This window comes from Pseudalkalibacillus hwajinpoensis, from assembly GCF_015234585.1.
Lineage (GTDB): Bacteria > Bacillota > Bacilli > Bacillales > Guptibacillaceae > Guptibacillus > Guptibacillus hwajinpoensis_B.
Genome location: NZ_JADFCM010000008.1, coordinates 1631579 through 1653140, shown reverse-complemented (window position 1 = coordinate 1653140; position 21562 = coordinate 1631579). Strand labels below are relative to the sequence as shown.

Annotated in this window: 20 protein-coding genes and 1 other RNA gene; 19 read left to right on the top strand and 2 right to left on the bottom strand. The window is 40.5% G+C overall.

Features of this window, described 5'->3' with window-relative positions; translation table 11 throughout:
- Window positions 1-343: 343 nt before the first annotated feature.
- The 17 genes from hutU (at window position 344) to IQ283_RS19985 (ending at window position 20126) form a co-directional block, all read left to right on the top strand.
- Window positions 344-2011, top strand: a complete 1668-nt coding sequence (gene hutU / locus IQ283_RS20065; RefSeq protein ID WP_194221831.1) for a urocanate hydratase — start codon at window positions 344-346, stop codon at window positions 2009-2011.
- Between the two features lie 13 nt (window positions 2012-2024).
- Window positions 2025-3299: an imidazolonepropionase gene (gene hutI / locus IQ283_RS20060; protein WP_194221830.1), complete on the top strand. Its 1275-nt coding sequence runs from the start codon at window positions 2025-2027 to the stop codon at window positions 3297-3299.
- Complete coding sequence (locus IQ283_RS20055; RefSeq protein WP_194221829.1) at window positions 3296-4282, top strand: agmatinase family protein; 987 nt, start codon at window positions 3296-3298, stop codon at window positions 4280-4282. The genes hutI and IQ283_RS20055 overlap by 4 nt, the downstream gene beginning before the upstream one ends.
- A 101-nt stretch (window positions 4283-4383) precedes the next feature.
- Window positions 4384-4824, top strand: a complete 441-nt coding sequence (gene hutP, locus IQ283_RS20050) for a hut operon transcriptional regulator HutP (RefSeq protein WP_194221828.1) — start codon at window positions 4384-4386, stop codon at window positions 4822-4824.
- Window positions 4825-4930: 106 nt separating this feature from the next.
- Window positions 4931-6448 carry a histidine ammonia-lyase gene (gene hutH, locus IQ283_RS20045; RefSeq protein WP_194221827.1) on the top strand — a complete coding sequence of 506 codons (1518 nt, stop codon included), beginning with the start codon at window positions 4931-4933 and terminating at the stop codon, window positions 6446-6448.
- A gap of 151 nt (window positions 6449-6599) precedes the next feature.
- The gene (locus IQ283_RS20040; protein ID WP_194221826.1) at window positions 6600-6866 is read left to right on the top strand and encodes a hypothetical protein; all 267 of its coding nucleotides are present in this window, start codon (window positions 6600-6602) and stop codon (window positions 6864-6866) included.
- Between the two features lie 187 nt (window positions 6867-7053).
- A complete protein-coding gene (locus IQ283_RS20035) occupies window positions 7054-7593 on the top strand; it encodes a DUF6241 domain-containing protein (protein WP_194221825.1) in 540 nt (179 codons plus the stop codon).
- 83 nt (window positions 7594-7676) lie between these two features.
- Window positions 7677-9740, top strand: coding sequence for a thioredoxin domain-containing protein (locus tag IQ283_RS20030; protein WP_194221824.1), 2064 nt, complete (start codon window positions 7677-7679; stop codon window positions 9738-9740).
- Window positions 9741-10074: 334 nt separating this feature from the next.
- Window positions 10075-12372, top strand: a complete 2298-nt coding sequence (locus IQ283_RS20025; RefSeq protein WP_194221823.1) for a DEAD/DEAH box helicase — start codon at window positions 10075-10077, stop codon at window positions 12370-12372.
- Window positions 12356-13597, top strand: coding sequence for a ribonuclease H-like domain-containing protein (locus IQ283_RS20020; RefSeq protein ID WP_194221822.1), 1242 nt, complete (start codon window positions 12356-12358; stop codon window positions 13595-13597). The genes IQ283_RS20025 and IQ283_RS20020 overlap by 17 nt, the downstream gene beginning before the upstream one ends.
- Before the next feature lie 15 nt (window positions 13598-13612).
- Complete coding sequence (locus IQ283_RS20015) at window positions 13613-15517, top strand: DUF294 nucleotidyltransferase-like domain-containing protein (protein WP_194221821.1); 1905 nt, start codon at window positions 13613-13615, stop codon at window positions 15515-15517.
- Between the two features lie 2 nt (window positions 15518-15519).
- Entirely contained in the window at window positions 15520-16242 is a 723-nt protein-coding gene (locus IQ283_RS20010; RefSeq protein WP_194221820.1) for a 3'-5' exonuclease, read from the top strand.
- Window positions 16243-16659: 417 nt separating this feature from the next.
- The gene (locus tag IQ283_RS20005; RefSeq protein WP_194221819.1) at window positions 16660-17190 is read left to right on the top strand and encodes a CotD family spore coat protein; all 531 of its coding nucleotides are present in this window, start codon (window positions 16660-16662) and stop codon (window positions 17188-17190) included.
- A 55-nt stretch (window positions 17191-17245) separates the two neighbouring features.
- Window positions 17246-17821 (top strand): SLOG family protein, encoded by a 576-nt coding sequence (locus IQ283_RS20000; RefSeq protein ID WP_194221818.1) that lies wholly within the window; start codon window positions 17246-17248, stop codon window positions 17819-17821.
- A 90-nt stretch (window positions 17822-17911) separates the two neighbouring features.
- On the top strand, window positions 17912-18232 hold the full coding sequence (gpsB, locus tag IQ283_RS19995; protein ID WP_048309322.1) for a cell division regulator GpsB: 321 nt from the start codon (window positions 17912-17914) through the stop codon (window positions 18230-18232).
- Between the two features lie 147 nt (window positions 18233-18379).
- Window positions 18380-18775, top strand: an RNA gene (gene rnpB / locus IQ283_RS19990) — RNase P RNA component class B.
- A gap of 208 nt (window positions 18776-18983) precedes the next feature.
- Window positions 18984-20126, top strand: coding sequence for a THUMP domain-containing class I SAM-dependent RNA methyltransferase (locus tag IQ283_RS19985; RefSeq protein ID WP_194221817.1), 1143 nt, complete (start codon window positions 18984-18986; stop codon window positions 20124-20126).
- 89 nt (window positions 20127-20215) lie between these two features.
- Here IQ283_RS19985 and IQ283_RS19980 read toward each other — a convergent pair whose 3' ends face one another.
- The gene (locus tag IQ283_RS19980) at window positions 20216-20455 is read right to left on the bottom strand and encodes a hypothetical protein (RefSeq protein WP_194221816.1); all 240 of its coding nucleotides are present in this window, start codon (window positions 20453-20455) and stop codon (window positions 20216-20218) included.
- Between the two features lie 122 nt (window positions 20456-20577).
- Here IQ283_RS19980 and IQ283_RS19975 point away from each other — a divergent pair, with 122 nt between their 5' ends.
- Window positions 20578-20886, top strand: coding sequence for a DUF4359 domain-containing protein (locus IQ283_RS19975; protein ID WP_206759495.1), 309 nt, complete (start codon window positions 20578-20580; stop codon window positions 20884-20886).
- A gap of 28 nt (window positions 20887-20914) precedes the next feature.
- Window positions 20915-21190, top strand: coding sequence for a hypothetical protein (locus tag IQ283_RS19970; protein ID WP_194221814.1), 276 nt, complete (start codon window positions 20915-20917; stop codon window positions 21188-21190).
- Window positions 21191-21285: 95 nt separating this feature from the next.
- Here IQ283_RS19970 and yppF read toward each other — a convergent pair whose 3' ends face one another.
- Window positions 21286-21492 carry a YppF family protein gene (gene yppF, locus IQ283_RS19965; RefSeq protein WP_194221813.1) on the bottom strand — a complete coding sequence of 69 codons (207 nt, stop codon included), beginning with the start codon at window positions 21490-21492 and terminating at the stop codon, window positions 21286-21288.
- Between the last annotated feature and the right edge of the window lie 70 nt (window positions 21493-21562).

Below are 21562 nucleotides of genomic sequence, written 5' to 3'. Positions count from 1 at the left end.
CTATACTCTTCCCATTATTACGTCATACATAACACGGAATTTCTTCGATAACAGAATACTAATAAAACCGATATAAAATATCGCTTTTTCTATTTTCATAGACGTTCATAAACAGATGGTTCCCTACATTCATGAAACTTACCCGACTCGGCTTACTTTTAATCATGTGATGGAAATAGCTTAATTACTCTTTATAAAATAATTACTATTCGTTTTGATAGCAGCTTAAACTGATATCGTTTTTTATAAATAATGTACTATTATTCGAAAATTGGTCATCTATTTCCATAGTGATTGTCATGCTACGATTTCAATATGAACGCATTTCGAAAGGATGGGGATTATGTCGGATATCAAATCAAAAAGAGTGACGCAGTATAGAGGCACAGAGCTTCATACAAAAGGCTGGGTTCAGGAGGCAGCTTTACGGATGCTTAGTAATAATCTACATCCTGATGTGGCAGAAAATCCAGATGAACTTGTTGTATATGGAGGGATAGGAAAAGCGGCACGTAACTGGGAGTGTTATGAGGCGATCGTGAATTCGTTAAAAGAGTTGGAAAATGATGAAACGTTGTTAATACAGTCTGGAAAGCCGGTTGCTGTTTTCAGAACTCATAAAGATGCTCCGAAGGTATTGATTGCTAACTCTAATTTAGTTCCGGCATGGGCCAATTGGGAGCACTTTCATGAGCTTGATCGAAAAGGGTTAATGATGTATGGCCAGATGACGGCTGGCAGCTGGATCTACATTGGAAGTCAGGGAATTGTACAGGGGACATATGAGACGTTTGGTGAATGCGCCAAACAGCATTTCAATGGAACTTTAAAGAATACGATTACCCTAACAGCTGGCTTAGGCGGGATGGGGGCTGCTCAACCGCTAGCTGTAACTCTTAATGGTGGCGTTTGTATTGCGATAGAAATGGATCCAAAGCGAATGGAGCGGAGAATTGAAACAAACTATCTTGATACTTCTACTAATAGTCTTGCTAAAGCGATTGAAATGGCGAAGAATGCAAGTGACAAAGGAGAAGCGCTTTCGATTGGTTTACTTGGTAATGCAGCAGAGATGTTACCTAAAATGATCGAAATGGATTTTATTCCAGATATTCTAACAGATCAGACTTCGGCACACGATCCCCTTAATGGATATATTCCAGTGAAATTAGATCTAATAGAAGCGAATAAATTAAGGATAGAAAATCCAGTCCAATATAACAAGTTGGCAAAGAAAAGTATCGCTACACACGTTCAAGCTATGCTTGAAATGCAAAAACTCGGAGCCATCACCTTTGATTATGGAAATAACATTCGTCAAGTGGCAAAAGACGAAGGGATTCAAAATGCATTCGATTTTCCAGGTTTTGTACCGGCTTATATTCGCCCGCAATTTTGTGAAGGAAAGGGTCCATTTCGCTGGGTAGCTTTGTCGGGAAATCCAGAAGATATTTATAAAACAGATGAAGTGATTTTAAAAGAGTTTAGTCATAATGAACATTTGTGCAATTGGATTCGAATGGCAAGGAAGAAAATTAGTTTCCAGGGACTACCCTCACGTATTTGTTGGCTCGGCTATGGGGAACGAGCTAAATTCGGAAAAATTATAAATGATATGGTAGCGAGCGGAGAATTGAGTGCACCAATAGTGATTGGACGTGATCATCTTGACTCTGGATCTGTAGCTTCACCAAATCGAGAAACAGAAGCCATGAAAGATGGAAGCGATGCTGTAGCCGACTGGCCCATTTTGAATGCCATGATTAATAGTGTAGGTGGAGCAAGCTGGGTCAGCGTTCACCACGGTGGCGGTGTTGGAATGGGATATTCTCTCCATGCAGGGATGGTCATTGTAGCAGATGGCACAAAAGAAGCGGAAAAACGTCTTGAACGTGTATTAACAACTGATCCTGGTATGGGTGTCATTCGACACGTTGACGCGGGGTATGAACTAGCAAGGAAAACAGCAGAAGAGAAAGGTATTCAAGTCCCGATGCTACGAAAGAAATAGGAGGTGGATGGTAATGACAAAGCGACTATTAATAAAGAATGCGGCCCAGCTAATCACGATGGAAGGTTATTCCAATCATCCTGCTAGAAAAGATGAAATGTCGCAAATTGGAATGATTGAAGATGGTGCGGTTTATATGGAAAATGGAATTATTATTGAAGTAGGACCAAGCGCAGACATAGTTAATAAGTATCAAGATTCTATTCATGCGTCAGAGATCATCGATGCAACAGGGAAAGTGGTAACTCCAGGGCTGATAGACCCTCATACGCATTTAGTTCATGCAGGGACGAGAGAAAATGAATATTCGATGCGATTACAAGGGAAGACGTATATGGAAATCATGGAAGCAGGCGGGGGGATTCATGCAACAACTCGCGCGACCCAAGAAGCGAGTCATGAAGAACTTTTCGAACAGTCTAAAAAACGCTTGAACAAATTTTTGTTACACGGTGTGACAACACTTGAGGCCAAAAGTGGTTACGGGCTAACGCTAGATCATGAAATAAAGCAATTAGAGGTAGCTAAACTATTAAATGAGTCGCACCCTATAGATATCGTTTCAACCTTTATGGGTGCTCATGCTGTTCCTTTATCAGAGAAAAGCGATCCTGAAAAATTCGTCTCGAAAGTGATCACTGAAATGATCCCTGAAATAGCAAAGCGGAAGTTGGCTACTTTTAATGATGTTTTTTGTGAACGGGGTGTCTTCACACCGGATCAATCAAAGCGAATTCTTGAAGCAGGTAAAGCTCATGGACTAACTCCCAAAATTCATGCAGATGAAATTGAACCTTATGGCGGAGCGGAACTAGCTGCATCCGTTGGGGCCATTTCAGCAGATCACCTTCTCAGAGCATCGGATCAGGGGATAAAGGACATGACAGACGCTGGAGTTATTGGCGTATTACTTCCAGGAACAGCATTTTTCTTAATGGCTGATTTTGCAGAGGGGAGAAAAATGATTGATGCAGGAATAGCCATTGCGTTATCTACTGATGCGAATCCAGGGTCATCTCCCACACTTTCTCTCCCATTTATTATGAACTTAGGCTGTTTGAAAATGGGATTGACACCTGAAGAAGTGTTGACTGCGACTACAATCAATGCAGCCCATGCAATTGGTTGTGCAGATGTGGCTGGAAGTCTTGAGTCTGGAAAAAAAGCAGATTTCACAATATTTGATGTTCCGAATTATCTAACTCTCTCCTATCAATATGGAATGAATCATGTCGATACCGTCATTAAAGGGGGAGTGCCACTCGTAGTAGGAGGCCACCTGCAATGAACGATTATCCATACCCAATGTTAAATCGCCCTAGTATGATTTGGTCTAAGCAAACAGATAAACGAGTTGATCTAAAAGTCCATGAATGGATTGAGACAATAGGGGAGATGAAACCACACTGGGAGGAATATGACGTTACCATTCTCGGGGTACCTTTATCTAAATCGTCTATTAGTACGTCTGCTGCTAGTGAAAATCCTGATGCCATGCGAAGAGCTTGGCGAGCATTTGGCACTTATAACCTTGACGAAGAGGTTGATCTAGCTCGTTTAAAAGCAATAGACCTCGGAGATGTCAAGCAGCATGTGACGGATATCAGGTACACACACCAGCAAATTCAGCAAGCGATGGTAGCCATGAGAGAACACCATCCACATACTATACCGTTAATGATGGGTGGGGATCATTCGATTACTGCTATGTTAATTAAAGGCTGGAAGCAAGTTCATAACAACGAAACGATTGGCATTTTACAATTGGATACGCACTTTGATTTACGTGATTTAGCACATATCGGTCCAGCAAATGGAACGCCGATTCGTCAATTAGTAGAAAGTCACACAGTTGAAGGAAAGCATGTTCATACGATCGGATTGCATGGTTTTTTTAATAGTAACGAGTTGAAGAATTATGCTGATCAACACGGCGTTCACTACACTACGATGAAGAAGGTAAGAAAAAACGGGATTCGCCACATTGTGACGGATGCCTTAGCTCAATTAGAAAAAGTGGTTGATACGATTTATTTAACGGTTGATATGGACGTCCTTGATATCGCTTATAACCCGGCAGCACCAGCAGCAACGCCTGGTGGTATGAGTACGGAAGAGCTGTTTGAGGCTGTTCAGTTAGCTGGTGAGCATTCGAAAGTAAAAGCAATGGACATTGTGTGCCTTGATCCTAGAAAAGATGTAGGGGAGATGGGGGTGAAAAGCGCCGTTCATACGATGCTCTCATTTTTAACAGGCGTTTGCAGAAGATAAGGAATATGATCCATACTAAATCATCTTGACCGCACGTGTTGGTAGCGCTTACAATTAAGTGAGATATTAGTGAATAGTAGAATGATAGACAGGTGAGAGTATTGGCACAAAAAATTTTGATTGGAAAATTAGCGATGCTTGTGGCTTCTTTAACTCCTGAAGAGTTAGAACCATTTTTAGCTCAGCTAAAAGATGTTGATTACTGTCAGGGAAAGTCGGGATCTATGAGCATGCAAAAAGTAATATCAGCTGTCGAAACATCCGCAAAAAGGAATAATATTATTTCGGAAGACCTCTATCGAGAAACGCATGCGTTGTATCATGCCATCTTAGAGGCATTAGAAGGGGTCATGCGGGGTCAAATTGGAGCAGGTGACATGATGAGGACTTTAGGCTTGCGTTTTGCAATAGTACGCGGCTCCCCTTATGAGCATTATGACGAAGGTGAGTGGCTAGCGGTAGCTTTCTATGGAACAATTGGTGCTCCGGTGAAAGGTCTTGAACATGAAACGTTTGGACTAGGTATAAATCATATAGGTTAAAAGCTGCCTAAAGTCATTAGCGATGAGGAGGCGGCAATGGAACAGTCTGTTCCATTGTCGTCTCTTTTTTTTATGGCGATCAAATTACTGAAAGAAGGGGATCGACATGATTCAATTAAACGGATCTAATTTAACATTAATCGAAATGAAACAACTTATTTATGATGGAGAACAGATAACGATTGATCCAGTCAGCATGAATAAAGTGAAGCGGAGCAGAGAGGCTGTAGAAAGGATTGTTGCTAGTGGAAAGACTGTATATGGGATCAATACAGGCTTTGGTAAATTTAGCGATGTTCGTATACAGGATAAAGATGTTGATACACTTCAGCTCCATCTCATTCGTTCTCATGCGTGCGGGATAGGTGAATACTTCCCAGAATCAGTGAGTAAAGCAATGGTTGTACTAAGATTGAACGCTTTACTCAAAGGATATTCTGGCGTGCGTCCTTGTATTGTGGAGCGCCTTTGCCATCTTGCGAATGAAAATATCATTCCAGTTATACCAAGTCAAGGTTCTCTTGGTGCTTCCGGGGATCTAGCACCCCTATCTCACCTTGCGCTAGTTCTGGTAGGGGAAGGAAAAGTGCACTATAAGGGCAGCATCGTTCCTACAAAAAGTGTGTATGATGATCTCTCTTTTCCTGCTCTTACCTTAAAGGCAAAAGAGGGGCTTGCACTAATTAACGGTACACAGGCGATGACGGCGATGGGAGTCATTAACTATATTGAAGCAGAGCGCTTAATAAATCAGTGTGATTGGATTGGAGCAATGACGTTTGAAGCGCTTGAAGGTATAGTAGATGCCTTCCATCCAGCGATACATGAAGCGCGTGGTTATCCAGAACAAATGGAAGTTGCAGAGCGAATACGAACGCTCACGAACGATAGCAAACTCGTGACACATCAAGGAGAGAAACGAGTACAGGATGCTTACTCGCTGCGCTGTATCCCGCAAGTACATGGAGCTTCTAGACAAAGTTTAGCGTATATTAAAGAAAAACTTGAAATCGAAATGAATGCCGCAACAGATAATCCACTCATCTTAGAGGATGGACAAACGGTTGTGTCCGGAGGGAATTTTCACGGTCAGCCCATTGCAATTGCGATGGACTTCTTAAAAATAGCTGTAGCCGAAATGGCTAATATTTCGGAACGACGAGTGGAGAGACTCGTTAATCCTCAGCTAAATGATCTCCCAGCATTTCTAAGTCCGGACCCTGGTTTGCAGTCTGGCGCCATGATCATGCAATATGCGGCTGCTTCTCTTGTATCAGAAAATAAAACGTTAGCACACCCAGCAAGTGTTGATAGCATTCCATCTTCAGCAAATCAGGAAGACCACGTAAGTATGGGGACAATAGGGGCTCGTCATGCTTATCAAATTATATTGAATGCCCAAAAGGTAGTCGGCATTGAAATGATTTGCGGGATGCAAGCATTAGAAATTCGCGGAATCTCGTTAGCTTCTATATCAGCTCAGAAGCTTTATGAAGAAGGTCGATTAGTTGTCCCTTCCATCAAGGAAGATCGTGTTTTCTCCGAGGATATCGAAGCTCTTACAAAATGGTTAAAGACAGATCAGTTTGATTGGTCCATTAATCGTCAGTTAATTCCAGGATAAGGCGTAGCTAATCAGAGGAGAAAATAGTGAAATAAGCTAAAAAGGACAATGCCTATTAATTAGGATTGTCCTTTTCAACGTCATCTCTTAATCTTCGTAAAATTCGTGGTCCGTTTCAAAGAGAACTTCTTCCTGACAGGATACACAGTCATTGAAGCATCGTGTGAAGTCTAAAGGAAATAAACGACGACAAACGTTAGAGCAGTATCTAGAACAGCTCGGACCTGTTTGGCGACCTCTTGTGTCACTATCTCTTGAACCACATCCTCTAGATCTACGACCAGTTGCTTCACCTTCTGTTTGGTTGTTTCGTTTAACATATGTTCTAGGGTTACTTGCATTACGGCGATTTCCCATTTTAACACCTCCTGTCTCTCAATACTTTATGTCGAAAGAGCTGGACATGCTTATCCATTAGCCTAATAAAACATGCAAATATTCAAGTTTCGAATAAATTTTCAGAAAATAGTTTATTAACCTTGTATTTTTAGAAATGTATGTAAAAATAGGTATAAATGTCCTTTTTGGACTTGCGGAACGTTAAATCTAAACAATCCCTTCCCGATTTGAGAGGGATCGATTTGTTTAAGGAGTTGGAACAGTCAATGCCATCTACAAAAACATTAATCATTTCCATTTCTACTATTTTGGTCTTCATATTTGGATTCACTTACTGGTTTATTTCTGATTTAGGTTGGGATTTAAAAGAAACAACGAATGAAGCGGATACCGTTGATGAAGCGACTGGATCATCTGTTGACCCTGCGCGCTATGTAAGTGACAATGAAGAACCGATTAGCGCTGAAGGCATACCAAAGGAAAGCAAATTTCAGGATTACATTCACGGCATGACTCATCAAAAAGTGGTTGCTAAAGATAAATGGGGAATCTATCAAATTTCAGAAGAACGCATCGATAATATGTTAGAAGTATTAGAGAAAGTACAGGGTACGAATGAAGAATACAAATATCAAGATTTTTACGTTGAAACATTAGAAGAATGGGACGAGGGAGATTTTTCTAATGCGGTAGAAGTTCATAATTACATATGGGATTTAAATGGAGGAACAATTGGAAAAGCAAAAAGATTAATGACAACCGAAGAAGAGCAAAAATATATTGATAAGACATATGATAAGCGGTAATCCCGCTTATTTTTGTTTTTTAGGATTATGGAGCACATTTTGATACACTGAAGATAGATAAATCAAGAGACGGAGGGTGTAACGTGAAAAATCAAGCCAATCAGCCATACGAAAATAAGTTAATTCATGAAAAATCGCCCTATTTGCTTCAGCATGCTCACAATCCAGTAGACTGGTATCCATGGGGAGAGGAAGCGTTTGAAAAAGCGAAGCGGGAGGATAAGCCTGTTCTTGTTTCGATCGGGTATTCGACTTGTCATTGGTGTCATGTAATGGAAAGAGAAAGCTTTGAGGATGAGGAAACAGCAAAGCTTTTAAACGATCGATTTGTAGCGATTAAGGTCGATCGCGAAGAGCGTCCAGATATTGATTCAATATATATGAAAGTTTGTCAGGGATTAACGGGTCAGGGTGGGTGGCCATTGAACGTTTTTCTAACTTCTGATCAAAAACCATTCTACGCAGGAACGTACTTCCCGAAAGAAAGCAGATACAATATTCCTGGGTTCAAAGATGCTATTATGCAGCTTTATCAGCAATATAAGGAAAACCCTGATCGAATTACAGGAATCGGGGAGAAAATTACAGCCTCCTTGCAAGAACGGATGAATGCAGAAGGTGGGGAATTAACAGAGGAACCTTTACATAAAGCTTTTGAGCAGATGCAAAATTCCTTTGATACCATCTTTGGAGGTTTTGGTCAGTCTCCTAAATTCCCCTCACCTCATATGCTGATGTATTTACTTAGATATTATCGACAATACGATAATGATCTCGCATTAACAATGGTTACACGAACGCTTGACGCGATGGCAAAGGGCGGGATATATGATCATGTTGGCTATGGCTTCGCAAGATATGCGGTAGATCAGGAATGGCTAGTGCCTCACTTTGAGAAGATGTTGTATGATAACGCCATGCTTGCCCTTACCTACACGGAAGCTTATCAAGTAACGGGAGAAGAACACTATAAGAAAGTCGCTTGTGATGTTCTCGAGTATGTGACGCGAGATATGACTAGTGAGCAAGGTGGCTTTTATTCCGCTGAAGACGCTGACTCAGAAGGAGAAGAGGGGAAGTTTTATGTTTGGACAGAGAGTGAGGTCCACGACATCCTTGGCGATAAGCTAGGCTCCCTATATTGCAAAGCTTATGACATCACGTCAAAAGGGAACTTTGAAGGGAAAAACATTCCGAACTTGATTCAAACCGATCTTTCAAAGGTTGCTAAATCATTTAGCATGACAGAAAAAGATGTTAATAAGCAGTTAGAAGAGGCTAGAAAGAAGCTGTATGAGGTTCGTGAAAAACGGATTCACCCCTATAAGGATGATAAGATCCTTACAAGCTGGAATATGCTTATGATTGCAGCTTTCGCTAAGGCAGGAAGGGTGTTCGCTGAACATACCTACACACAAACTGCTGAGGAATCATTCAGATTCATCGAAGAAAATCTCGTCATAGACGGTAGATTAATGGCTCGTTATCGCGATGGTGAAGTGAAATTTAAAGCATACCATGATGATTATGCTTATGGATTATGGGCATTAAACGAATTGTATGAAGCTACGTTTAAGTCAGAGTACCTCGTCAAAGCGAAAAAACTGTCAGATGAGATGCACGATTTATTCTGGGACGATAGCGCTGGAGGTTTCTATCTTTACGGCCATGATGCAGATGAATTAATTGCACGACCTAAGGATGTGCATGATGGGGCGCTACCGTCTGGAAATAGTGTAGCTGTTCTTCAACTGCTTCGTTTGTCGAAGTTAACGGGGGAGGCAAAGTATGATTTGTGGGCTAACAAGATGTTTACCGCTTTTTCAGGTGATGTATCTTCGTATTCCAGTGGACATGCTTATTTCTTAATGAGCAAGCTTTATACTTTATCCTCTCTAAAAGAAGTTGTTATTGTTGGGGGAAATGGTGATACAAGCAAAGAAAAGATAGAAGAGTTTTTACAGCAGAACTTTTTCCCTGAACTTACAGTGATTAGTACTGAAGATCCTACCTTGTTAAAAGAAGCAGCTCCGTTTGCAGCTGAATTTGAAAAGACAGATACCACAACGATCTATGTTTGTGAGAATTTTAGTTGTTCGCTTCCTGAGACGAATGTAGAGAAGGTAATAAAAGAATTGGATAATTAAACAAAGAAGCTACCCAGGTTGTGAGACCATGGTAGCTTCTTTGTCACTAATAAAGTTGTCGGATGAGAAAAAGTATGGTGATGAAAAATTCTCGATAGAAAGCCTCTATTGCACCCTGAATTGATATGTTTATATTTTGAAGATAAATACGTGTACCTTAAGAGAAAAGTGTGTTCTCTTAAAGAAAGAAATGAGCTCGATTCTAATAGCATTGACGAAGGTTTTCGATTATTAGTTAGTAGGTAATGGAAAAGCTTTACTTTCAAATCAAAACGGTATCCATTCGAACGCATATTCGCTACAATAGAAATAGAATAATTTTTGAGGTGATCGGATGGAAAGAAAAAAGAAACTGCCCCAGCTACTGGAGATGTTTCAGCAGGAGGAAAAGTATCGATCCAATATTGTTAATTGGAAAACGATTGAACCGAAAGAAGCTAAAACAGCGCCATATCCTGCAGAATTGCAGCCTGAGTTAAAGAAAGCACTTGAAGATAGAGGAGTGCAACAGCTATATACTCATCAGGCTACAGCATATGAAGAAGCTTCAAAGGGGAACAGTTTTGTCGCTGTTACACCAACCGCCTCTGGGAAAACTTTGTGCTATAACTTGCCTGTTTTGGATACGATCTTGAAGGATCCGTCAAGTCGGGCACTGTATTTATTTCCAACAAAAGCCCTTGCGCAAGATCAAAAAAGTGAAATTAATGAATTGATTGATGAAATGGAAGTGGATTTAAAAGGGTATACGTATGATGGGGACACTTCTCCAACCATTAGACAAATCGTTCGAAAAGCAGGCCACATTGTGATGACGAATCCAGATATGCTGCATTCTGCTATTCTCCCACACCATACGAAGTGGGTTTCTCTTTTTGAGAACCTTAAAGTGATTGTCATCGATGAGCTACATACGTATCGTGGTGTTTTCGGGAGTCACGTAGCCAATGTAATTCGAAGATTGAAAAGGATTTGTCAATTCTACGGAAGTAATCCCATATTTATTTGTACTTCGGCTACGATTGCGAATCCAAAAGAGCTTGCAGAGGAGCTTACTGGTGAAGGAATTACGTTAATTAATAACAATGGGGCTCCTACTGGACGAAAGCATTTTGTTCTTTATAATCCCCCTGTTGTAAATCAAGCCTTGAACATTAGACGATCGGCTACGCTTGAAGCACGAAACTTAGCGGCGGAACTATTAAAAAACAACATTCAAACAATTGTTTTCGCACGTAGTCGTGTTCGGGTTGAGATCCTTCTCACATACTTACAGCAGCTAGAACAGCGTGAATTAGGACCGCGTTCCATTATGGGATATCGGGGTGGTTATTTACCGAAGCAGCGAAGGGAAATTGAAAGAGGACTTCGAAATGGAGACATTAAAGGCGTGGTAAGCACGAACGCCCTCGAACTTGGTGTGGACATTGGACAGCTTCAAGCGTGCGTGCTGACAGGCTATCCAGGCACTATTGCGAGCACGTGGCAGCAGGCTGGACGTGCAGGTCGCCGTCAAGATGAGTCTGTTGTATTTGTTGTCGCTAGTTCTAGTCCGCTTGATCAATATATGATTACACATCCGGATTACTTTTTTGAACGGAACCCAGAAGAGGCGCGAGTGAACCCCAATAACTTAATTATTCTTGTGGATCATGTTAAATGTGCAGCGTATGAGCTTCCATTTCAACAAGGGGATACGTTTGGTGGGGAAGACATCGATGATGTTCTTGAGTTTTTAACAGACGAACAGCTGCTTCATCATCGGGCAAATCGCTGGTTCTGGATGAACGATGCATTCCCGGCTCACAACGTAAGCCTTCGTTCTGCCTCGCAGGAAAATGTCGTTATTATTGATCAAACAACGGCTGCTAATGTAAAAGTCATTGGAGAAATGGACAGATTTAGTGCCATGACTCTTCTTCATGAAGAAGCGATTTATCTTCACCAGGGTGTGCAATATCAAGTGGAGCTTCTTGACTATGACGAGAAAAAAGCTTGGGTAAGGGAAGTTGATGTAGATTACTATACGGATGCTAATCTTGCTGTTCAACTGAAAGTTCTAGAAGAAGACAAGCATGAACCGCTCCCACACACAACCGCAACGTATGGAGAAGTTATGGTAAATGCTATGGCAACTATTTTCAAGAAAATTAAATTTGAAACTCACGAAAATATTGGATCAGGTCCGATTCACTTACCCGAGGAAGAGCTTCACACGAATGCTTGTTGGTTTGACTTTCCTGAAAGTTTCGTTCAAACAATGGGAGAAAATCGCTTAGAGGAAGGATTGTTAGGACTTGGTAACGTTCTTCGTAACGTTGCTCCGCTGTTTGTCATGTGCGATGTATCGGATCTCCATGTGACACCACAAATCAAAGCTGTCCATTCAAACAAGCCTACCGTTTTCTTCTATGATCGCTACCCTGGTGGCATTGGTCTATCGGAGCGAGTTTACAAAGAGCTAGAGGTTATATTAAAACAAGCCGAATCCATTGTTGTTAATTGTGAATGTGAAAGTGGCTGTCCTTCGTGTGTGGGCGTTTCCGGTGAAACGGGTGAAAATAGTAAGCAAACAGCCATCTATTTACTTGAATATTTAAGAGGTGAACATTCTGATGTCACTGAAAGCTAAATTAAATCGAATGAAAAAGCATATGAACTTGAACGAAGGAGAAGAAGTGGAAGCGAAAGTAGAGCAGCCGATTCACGAAGTTCCTCATTTGAATAAGTGGCGTGATCTAGATGCTCATCCGTTTTTCTTTGACGGAGAATATGCGCTAGTGAGAAAAAAACAGTATCCAACTTCCTATAAGCATGGACGTTACACTTTCCAAGAACTTGAGCAAGTTGTCGAACGCTGGAATCGACACTATCGTGCACATCCACTCTCCTCAAAACACCTTCAGCCCTCCGATTTATTGTTTTTTGATACAGAAACAACTGGTTTAGGAGGTGGGGTTGGAAATACTATCTTTCTACTTGGATATAGCCAGTATACAGAGGAGGGAATTTCTGTAAATCAGTATTTTTTGCCTGGCCCAGGTGCAGAAGTTCCGATGTATCAAGCTTTTCTAGAAGATGTAAAAGAATTGAAGAACCTAGTTACCTACAATGGCAAAGCGTTTGATTGGCCACAGGTGAAAACACGTCATACGCTTATTCGTGAACAAGTCCCTAAGTTACCGCAATTTGGTCATTTCGATCTGTTGCACGGAGCGAGGCGATTCTGGAAAAATGATATGGAGTCTGTTAGACTCGCGAACGTAGAAGAACAGCAGCTAGATTTTGAACGGAAAGAAGATATTCCAGGCTATTTAGCTCCTATGCTTTATTTCGAGTTTGTAAAAGATCCAGATCCAGAGCTGATCGGAGGCGTGATGAAACACAATGAAGAAGATATCTTATCTTTAATCACGCTATATACTCGTTTGTCTCATCTCCTTCTTGATGTGGAAGGAAAGTCCTTAACAGCTGGTGAACAATACCAGTCTGCTCGATGGTGGGAAGCTGTTGGTGAAGAGGATCATGCGGCTTTACTATATGAAAAGACAACTGGTCGTCATGAACAGGACGCAAAAAAGGCGCTTGCACGGATATACAAGAAGCAGGATAACATTCAAGAAGCCATCGAGATTTGGCTATCGCTGTCACAATCCACAAATGATGAAGAGTGCGACATTGAATTAGCTAAATATTATGAGCATAAAGCGAAAGACTATGAGAAAGCCCTTCACTATGCTCTGTCTGCATACGAAAAGTGGAAAGAGAAAAAACGAATTCTTAAAGATAAAGAAGAGAACGAGCGGCTGCAATATATGAAGCGAATCGAGAGAATTGAGCAAAAAGCAGCTCGCTAACGATAGGAGGTTGTTATGCAGGATTTCTATGAAGTGTTGAAGAAAAAGGAACCATTTCATTCTTTGAGCGATGCTGAAATCGAAAGTCTAATGGAATCAGCACATTTCGCAACTTATCAGAAGGGTGAATTTTTATATCACGAAGATGAAGATACGAATACGCTTTATCTCCTCGTCTCAGGTATTGCTAAAAACATCGTACACAAAGCGAATGGGCAACAAACGACAATGCGTTTCTACTATCCCGGAGATCTAGTTGGGCTCATGATTATGCTTACAGATGCGTCTATGACGTTTTCTGTTCAAGCTAATGAAGATTGCCAGGTTATTCGAATCAAAAAAGAAGTCATGCTAAAGATCATGACAGAAAACCCTGCCTTTTCACATAATGTTCTCGATACCATTGGTGAACGTATGAGAAGCCTCTATGATGAAATTAAGCAAGAGCGAGATCGGGAGGCTGATGGTGAAAACATCGCCTTGTATAGAACACGAGTGAGCGCGATTATGGATACGAAGGTGACGATCCCACCAACTTATACGGTATTAGAAACAGCTGAGCTCTTTCGAACGAAAAATTATGACGGTGTGATAGTAAGTGAAGATCGTGAAAGTGTTCTTGGTACAATAACACCGCTAGAGGTCATAAATGCACTTACAATGGGACAATTTCAAGATCCTATCCATAAGTGGATGTATCAAAAACCTAATATGGTAGAAGAGGATGCCTTTAGTTATGAAGCATTGGCGTACTTAAAATTTCACAAAGTCTCTTTGCTACCTGTTGTAAAGCGAGATCGTATTGTCGGTATGGTTTCAGCAAAATCTTTCTTAGGGATTCAGGAATCGGCCTATTTAGATCTGTCCTATCGACTATCACGAGCTAAAGAGCTTAATGAAATAATGAATCTTTCACCACCAATACATGAAGAATTCCGTTCATTTATTCAAGAGTTACTTGACGCAAATACGTTGGGTTATGAAATATGTGAGATGATGTCCAATTATAATGATGAAATGCATCGACGCATTATTTTACTTGCAGAGAAGGAAATGATCAGTGAGGGATATGGACGGGCGCCAGTGAACTTTTGCTTCATCGTTATGGGGAGCGAAGGGCGCAAAGAACAGGCTTTTAGTACAGATCAAGACAACGGACTTATTATTGATGATTATGAACACCTCGAGCATAAACAGGAAATTGAAACGTATTTCTCGATATTTGCAAAGAAAATCAATACGATGCTTACGACATGTGGTCTTCCTGAGTGTGAGGGTGGCATAATGGCGAAAAATGAGAAATGGAGACGCTCCCTTTCTAATTGGCAAACAGAAGTAAATCGTTGGATTACTGAAACAGATGCTGAAGAGATCCGGAATTTTACAATTTTTATGGATTTTCGTCCAGTTTACGGAGATTTTGATCTCGCACGAACATTAAGAAGTCGCATTACTGCGCGAATTAAGAAAGCTCAAACGCTTCAAATGCTGTTAATGAAGGATACGATTCGTTTTCGCGTGCCGTTAAATCCTCTTGGAAAGCTTCAACTTCGTGGGAAAGAAAAAACGCTTGATTTGAAAAAAGCTGCTATTATGCAAATCGTGAACGGTATTCGAATTTTTGCAATGAAATATGGAGTGGAAGAAGTTAATACAATTAAAAGGCTTCATGAGTTAAAGAAAAAAGAAATTTTTCATCATCGTGATGTGATCAATATCGAAACATCTCTTCATTACCTTTATACGTTCCGTGTTAGACAAAACCTTTATCAACTAGAAAAAGGGGTAGAGATTTCGAATCAAGTAAGGCCAATCGAATGGGAAAAAGAAGAGAGAAGGAAAATGAGGGAAGCGTTGCTTGTAGCAAAACGGATGCAGCAGGTAAGTGAATTAAGCTTTCGAAGGAATCGGAGTATTTAACAATGTCGTCAATAGGTTTGAAATTATTGCGCTATTTTCTATATGATCGTGTGAAATGGCAGAAAAAGATCAAAAGGGACAAGGCTTTACCAGTTTATGATCGATTACAGGAGTCACTGTTATTATATCAAGAATCAAGCAGTCGATATTTTACCGTTTACGATCTCGAAACGACGGGTTTTTATCCAGCTATCGGGGATGAAGTAATCTCGATCGGTGCGGTGAAAATCGATCTTGTGGAAGGAAGGATCCTCGAAGAAACTTTCTATCGAATTGTTCGCCCTATTCATAAAGTACCGCGAGTTGTTAGACAGCTAACGGGTCTATCCATTGATGAAATAAGAGCGGGATGGACATTTATTGAAGCGTTTGAAGAATTTATGGCGTTTAGTAAAGGGACGACTCTTATTGCTCATCCCGTTAAATTTGATGTTTATTTTCTACAAACACTCGTTCAAAAATGGGGATTACCAGATTATTTACCACCTTATTTGGATTCGGAAGCACTGGCGAAGGAATTATTTCCTCGCAGTAATCCGCAGCTTGATTCGTTGATAAGGAAGTTGAATATTGAACGTCATGAACGTCATCATGCCCTAAACGACGCAAGAATGACAGCGGAACTCTGTTTGAAAATGTTTCACAAATTGGACATGAAAGACGGTCATGAACAAGAAATAAGACGGCGAATTGCCAGAGATAATCTCGTATTTGGTAGGAAATAGCTTCATTTTCCTAATTATTCCCCGGGCAAGCGCACAAAGAGATGATATTCGACGATTTCTTTTAGAAAACATGTAGAAACACCGTTTACAATTGTCGTCTCTTGTTGTAACTTTGAGTAGTATATTGAAGTTTCTGTTTTTTTTAGAAAAGGATTCAGATTTGATGTAATGGAGAGATGGTAATTGAAGCAGGTCATTATGGTAATGTTTTTTATGGTAATTGCGTTAACAGTGGTCGTTATGAGTCAAATTAGTGAGTCGGCCCAGATTTATAGTGACAATGAAGTAGTCGTACAAAAATAGGCGTGGAAATTGCGTTTGTATTGAGGAAATAAGGACGAATACACAGTACATGTACATCGTGATCAACATAGGCTAGTAGGGAATTCACCAATTTAAGAAGGGGGAACCTACACTATGTTTCATAGACATCACCGCATGGGCCCGAATGGAAATATGCCAAACCAGGTAAGTCCAGCAATGCAGGGACCTAATGCGAATATGCCAAATCAAGTAAGTCCAGCAATGCAGGGTCCAAATGCGAATATGCCAAATCAGGTGAGTCCGGCCATGAAAGGCGGCATGCCAGGTCAGGTAAGTCCAGCAATGCAAGGTCCTGGAGGTCCATGTCCCACAAGTCCTGTTGTTTATCCGACAAAATGTTGTGTCAAGAATCACTATTATAAGCACAACGTAGATCATATTCATCCTACGCATATTAAAAACGTCCATCATCACATGTATGAGCACAATCATAGTTATCCTTTAACAGAGTCAGAGGAAGTGCTAGCTTCACACATGAACAATTATCCGCCACCACGCCCGACAGGCGCAATGCCGGCTGGATACGCACCTACTAATCCTTCCCAAGTAGCAGGAGCTATGCAAGGACCAAATGGCAATGGTATGCCAGGTCAAGTAAGTCCTGCTCAAAAGAGAAGAAAATAACGAAATAATGAAACGAACTGGTCTTCCAGTTCGTTTTTACATAGGAGGTGTCTAAGTGGCAAACGTTTTACTTGTTACTGGCTATAAGGCACACGAACTAGGAATTTTTAACGACGATCATCCTGGACTTCCAATTATAAAGGCAGCCCTTCAGAGTCGCATGTCTCAGCTTATCGAAGAGAGAGATTTTGAGTGGATACTAATCAGTGGGCAAACTGGTGTTGAGCTCTGGGCTGCTGAAGTCGCACTTGATCTAAGAGAACTCTATCCCGAATTGAAGCTAGCCGTTTTAACGCCATTCCTAGATCAAGAAAGTAAATGGAAAGAACCTACTCAAGAATTTTATCATATGATCATGGGAGAAGCTGACTTTGTTGAATCAATCACAAGTCGACCTTACGAAAATCCAGGGCAATTGAAAGCAAAGAATGAATTTCTCGTTCGTAAGAGTCATGCTATGCTCGTATTATATGACGAAGATACGCCTGGTTCTCCTGATTATTACTTGAAAGAAGCAAAGAACAGACAGAGAACTGATGAAGGTTACGAAGTTTTTACCATCACACCTATTGACCTTGATTTATTAGAGCAGGATTTACGTGAAAGTAATCCCGATTTCTACAGTCAATAAGGAGAATAGAAGAGATTCCGATTGACAAGAGGAAGCTCTTTTGGAAGAATAAAATAAAGACAATAACTGCATACATACAGAGGTGATAAAATGGCAGAGCAACAACCGACTCAATTAACAGCTAAAGATATTCTTGAAAAAGATTTTAAAAGCGGATTTCGCGGTTATGATCAGGATGATGTCGACAAGTTTTTGGACGTAGTAATTAAAGATTATGAGCGTTTTGAAAATGACATTGAACAGCTGAGACAAGAGAATACGCGTCTTAGAAGAGAGATGGATCGTATGTCTGAGCAACAAAAGAGACAGCAGACGCGTTCTCAAACGCAGCCTGGAAATACCAATTATGATATCCTAAAACGACTATCAAACCTAGAGAAACACGTTTTCGGGAGTAAGTTGTACGAATAAACCACCAAACGGCGGTTTATTTTTTGCAGTTTTAAAAATTTCAATTACCGTACTATATTAATAAAAATAAACATAACAATTCTTTAAGCAACCTTGCATCATTGTAGAATATAAGATATAATTGCTTTTGCTGTCCTAACAATGATAACGTTCGGGTAGTCGCTGTATGTCGCAATTAAGCGGCATGTAGAGGAAAGTCCATGCTCGCACGATCTGAGATGATCGTAGTGTTCGTGCCTGATGAAACAATAAGTCAGGGTAGTCCAATTGGGCTAACGGCGGGGAAACGGCCTAAGTTCTTCACGGATAAGGCCCGAATACTCTGAAAGTGCCACAGTGACGAAGTCTTAATGGAAACATTAAGAGTGGAACGAGGTAAACCCCACGAGCGAGAAACCCAAATTATGGTAGGGGAGCTTTCTTGAAGGAATTGAACGGAGAGAAAGCCAGGCGGTGAGGACGCGTCTGGAGATAGATGATTACCACCTGAGTACGAGGGGAGACCCGTTCGCAGTACGATGGAACAGAACATGGCTTACAGAACGTTATCATCTTTGATGAAAAGCCCTTAAGGGGCTTTTTTGTACGTTAAGGCTATGAATGCGCATGGATTGGAAAGCATAATAAAAAGACTTAAAAGAATACATTCTCTCCTCCACGCGAAATAGGTCTAACATGAAACGATTAATTTTTGTATGATAATAGGGTAAACCTACGTTACATAAAAGAGCAAAAGATTGGAGTGGGTAAAATGGCGAAAATGGAACTAATTGCAACGGCCACCATGGGGCTCGAATCATTGGTTGCTCGTGAAGTAAAGGATCTTGGTTTTGAAAATGTACGTGTCGATAACGGAAAAGTCACTTATGAAAGTGATGAAATTGGAATCTGTCGATCGAACTACTGGTTAAGAACAGCTGACAGGGTTAAGCTTAAAGTTGGGGAATTCAAAGTAACGACATTTGATGAGCTTTTCGAAGCAACGAAAGCACTCCCGTGGGGAGATTTACTACCCGAAAATGCTGAGTTTCCCGTAAGTGGTCGATCTGTAAAGTCGACATTATATAGTGTTCCGGACTGCCAGGCGATTGTCAAAAAAGCGATCGTAGAGAGCATGAAGGAAAAATATAACGTTTCGTGGTTTGATGAAGATGGACCACTATTTAAAATCGAAGTTGCGATTCACAAGGATACGGCTATTCTTACAATTGATACGAGTGGCAAAGGCTTGCACCGTAGAGGGTACAGGTACCTCCATAGTGCAGCTCCACTTAAGGAAACTATGGCAGCAGCAATGGTGATGCTAACAAATTGGAATGCAGATAAACCATTCATGGATCCATTCTGTGGATCAGGAACCCTTCCAATTGAAGCAGCTATGATCGGCCAAAACATCGCACCCGGTTTTAATCGAGAATTTGCTTCTGAAGATTGGGAGTGGATCGGGAAGAAGCGCTGGGAAGAAGCTATGATTGAAGCGGAGGACCTTGCAAATTACGATCAACCTCTTCACATTTTTGGTAGCGACCTTGACCCTAAAATGGTCGACCTTTCTAAGAATAATGCTCTTGAAGCTGGATTCGGAGATATGATTCAATTTAAGCAGATGCAAGTCACGGATGTTAGCTCTAAGTTTGAGTATGGAACTCTCATCGGAAACCCACCGTATGGTGAGCGTCTTGGTGAAAGAGAAGAAGTGGAAGACATGTATCGAAAGATGGGGAAAGCCTTCCGTGAGCGTCTTGATACATGGTCTGTTTATATTCTAACGTCACATCCTCGCTTCCAAGAAGTTTATGGAAAGAGATCAACAAAGAACCGCAAACTCTACAATGGTGATATCAAAACGCATTACTATCAATACTTTGGACCGAGACCGCCAAAGAAAGATTAATATAATAAGACTGTAAAAAACACCTCTCTAGTGACGAGAGGTGTTTTAATTTGGATTTTTTGATAGTAATTATCTTTTATAACAGGTCATTATACTTTTTCAACAACATAAGCACGTTTATCCCGAAAGTACTTCTCACCTTCATCAGAAGAATGTTCAAAAAAACCTTCCACTTCATGGGTCACCTTATACTCACGTTCCGGATCAGAAAAAAGTTGTGAAGCATTACTTGAAAGTAAAAGAACATCCGTCGTTGATACAAAGCTATCCAGTTCTTTGGCGGTATAGTGTTCACCTGGTTTTAGCGTATTGATTCGATGTTGTCTCATTTTCATTTTTCCTCCCCTTAACTTATGATGTACTTATTTGTTCCCACGTCTAATAGACATTTAAACGGAATAATATGTATATGGTATAAAAGAGCTAAAGAAACAAGAGAGGGGTGAAATGAATGAAAAAAACTATGTCTATTATCATCGTCGTATTGGGGTTCGTAATGTTTCATACAAATCCTAATCAGACTGATTATAGTAGGTGGGTAGGGGATCAACTTAAAAAAGACCAAAATGCGCTTATGGAAATAGGCGTCGATTTGGCTGTCATTCCATATGTTGAAGCACATACCACTAGAACGAATTTGTACGTGTTTTCTGTATATCGAACAAAGTTATGGAATGATAAAGAAATAGTAGCTTATGGATTATTTAATCATTTTTACATAAATAAAGAAAAATTAGAAATTATTATAGACGAATCATAAAATATCGTGTATTCTTTCCGGGTCGGGAATGACGGAAGGAGGGTTTACAATCGAGTTTATTGGTCTTATTGTACCTATTGTAGTCGCCATATTTCTAATAATGGACGCCCCAAAGCATGATAAGAATCCCTGGTTATGGGGAGTATTAGGATTCCTATTTACATTTCTTACACTTGGAATTTATCTACTTAAAACGGGACGTAAAGTAGCTGGATGGATTTTTATAGCGCTTTCTATATTATCAATTATTGCAACAATTGCCCTTATTGGTGTGGTGATTGCAATTATTATGAATGCTGTATAAAGGAGTTGGAAATGTAGAAAAGCCATGGGCAGCATTGCCCATGGCTTTTCATGTACGTATCACTAGAAACTTATGGTAGGATAGAACAAGAGGGATTAAAAGGCTTTCATTTCTTCATGCGTGAAGTACTCTGGTTTCTTTGCACCTTGTGAGTGGAGCTCTTTAAAATAGGTTTGATACTCATATAAAGAAATCGAACCTTGTAAATAATTCACCTGGATAAAGTCGAGTAGTTCGTCTGCACTAGCAGGCTTTCTTCCTTTTACTTGATCAAATGTGTTTATCAGATTTTGAATTGACACCTGAATCCCTCCTTGAACTATTGAGCTTATCCAAAGGATAACATGAGATAGTTCATATCCATTATTTTAG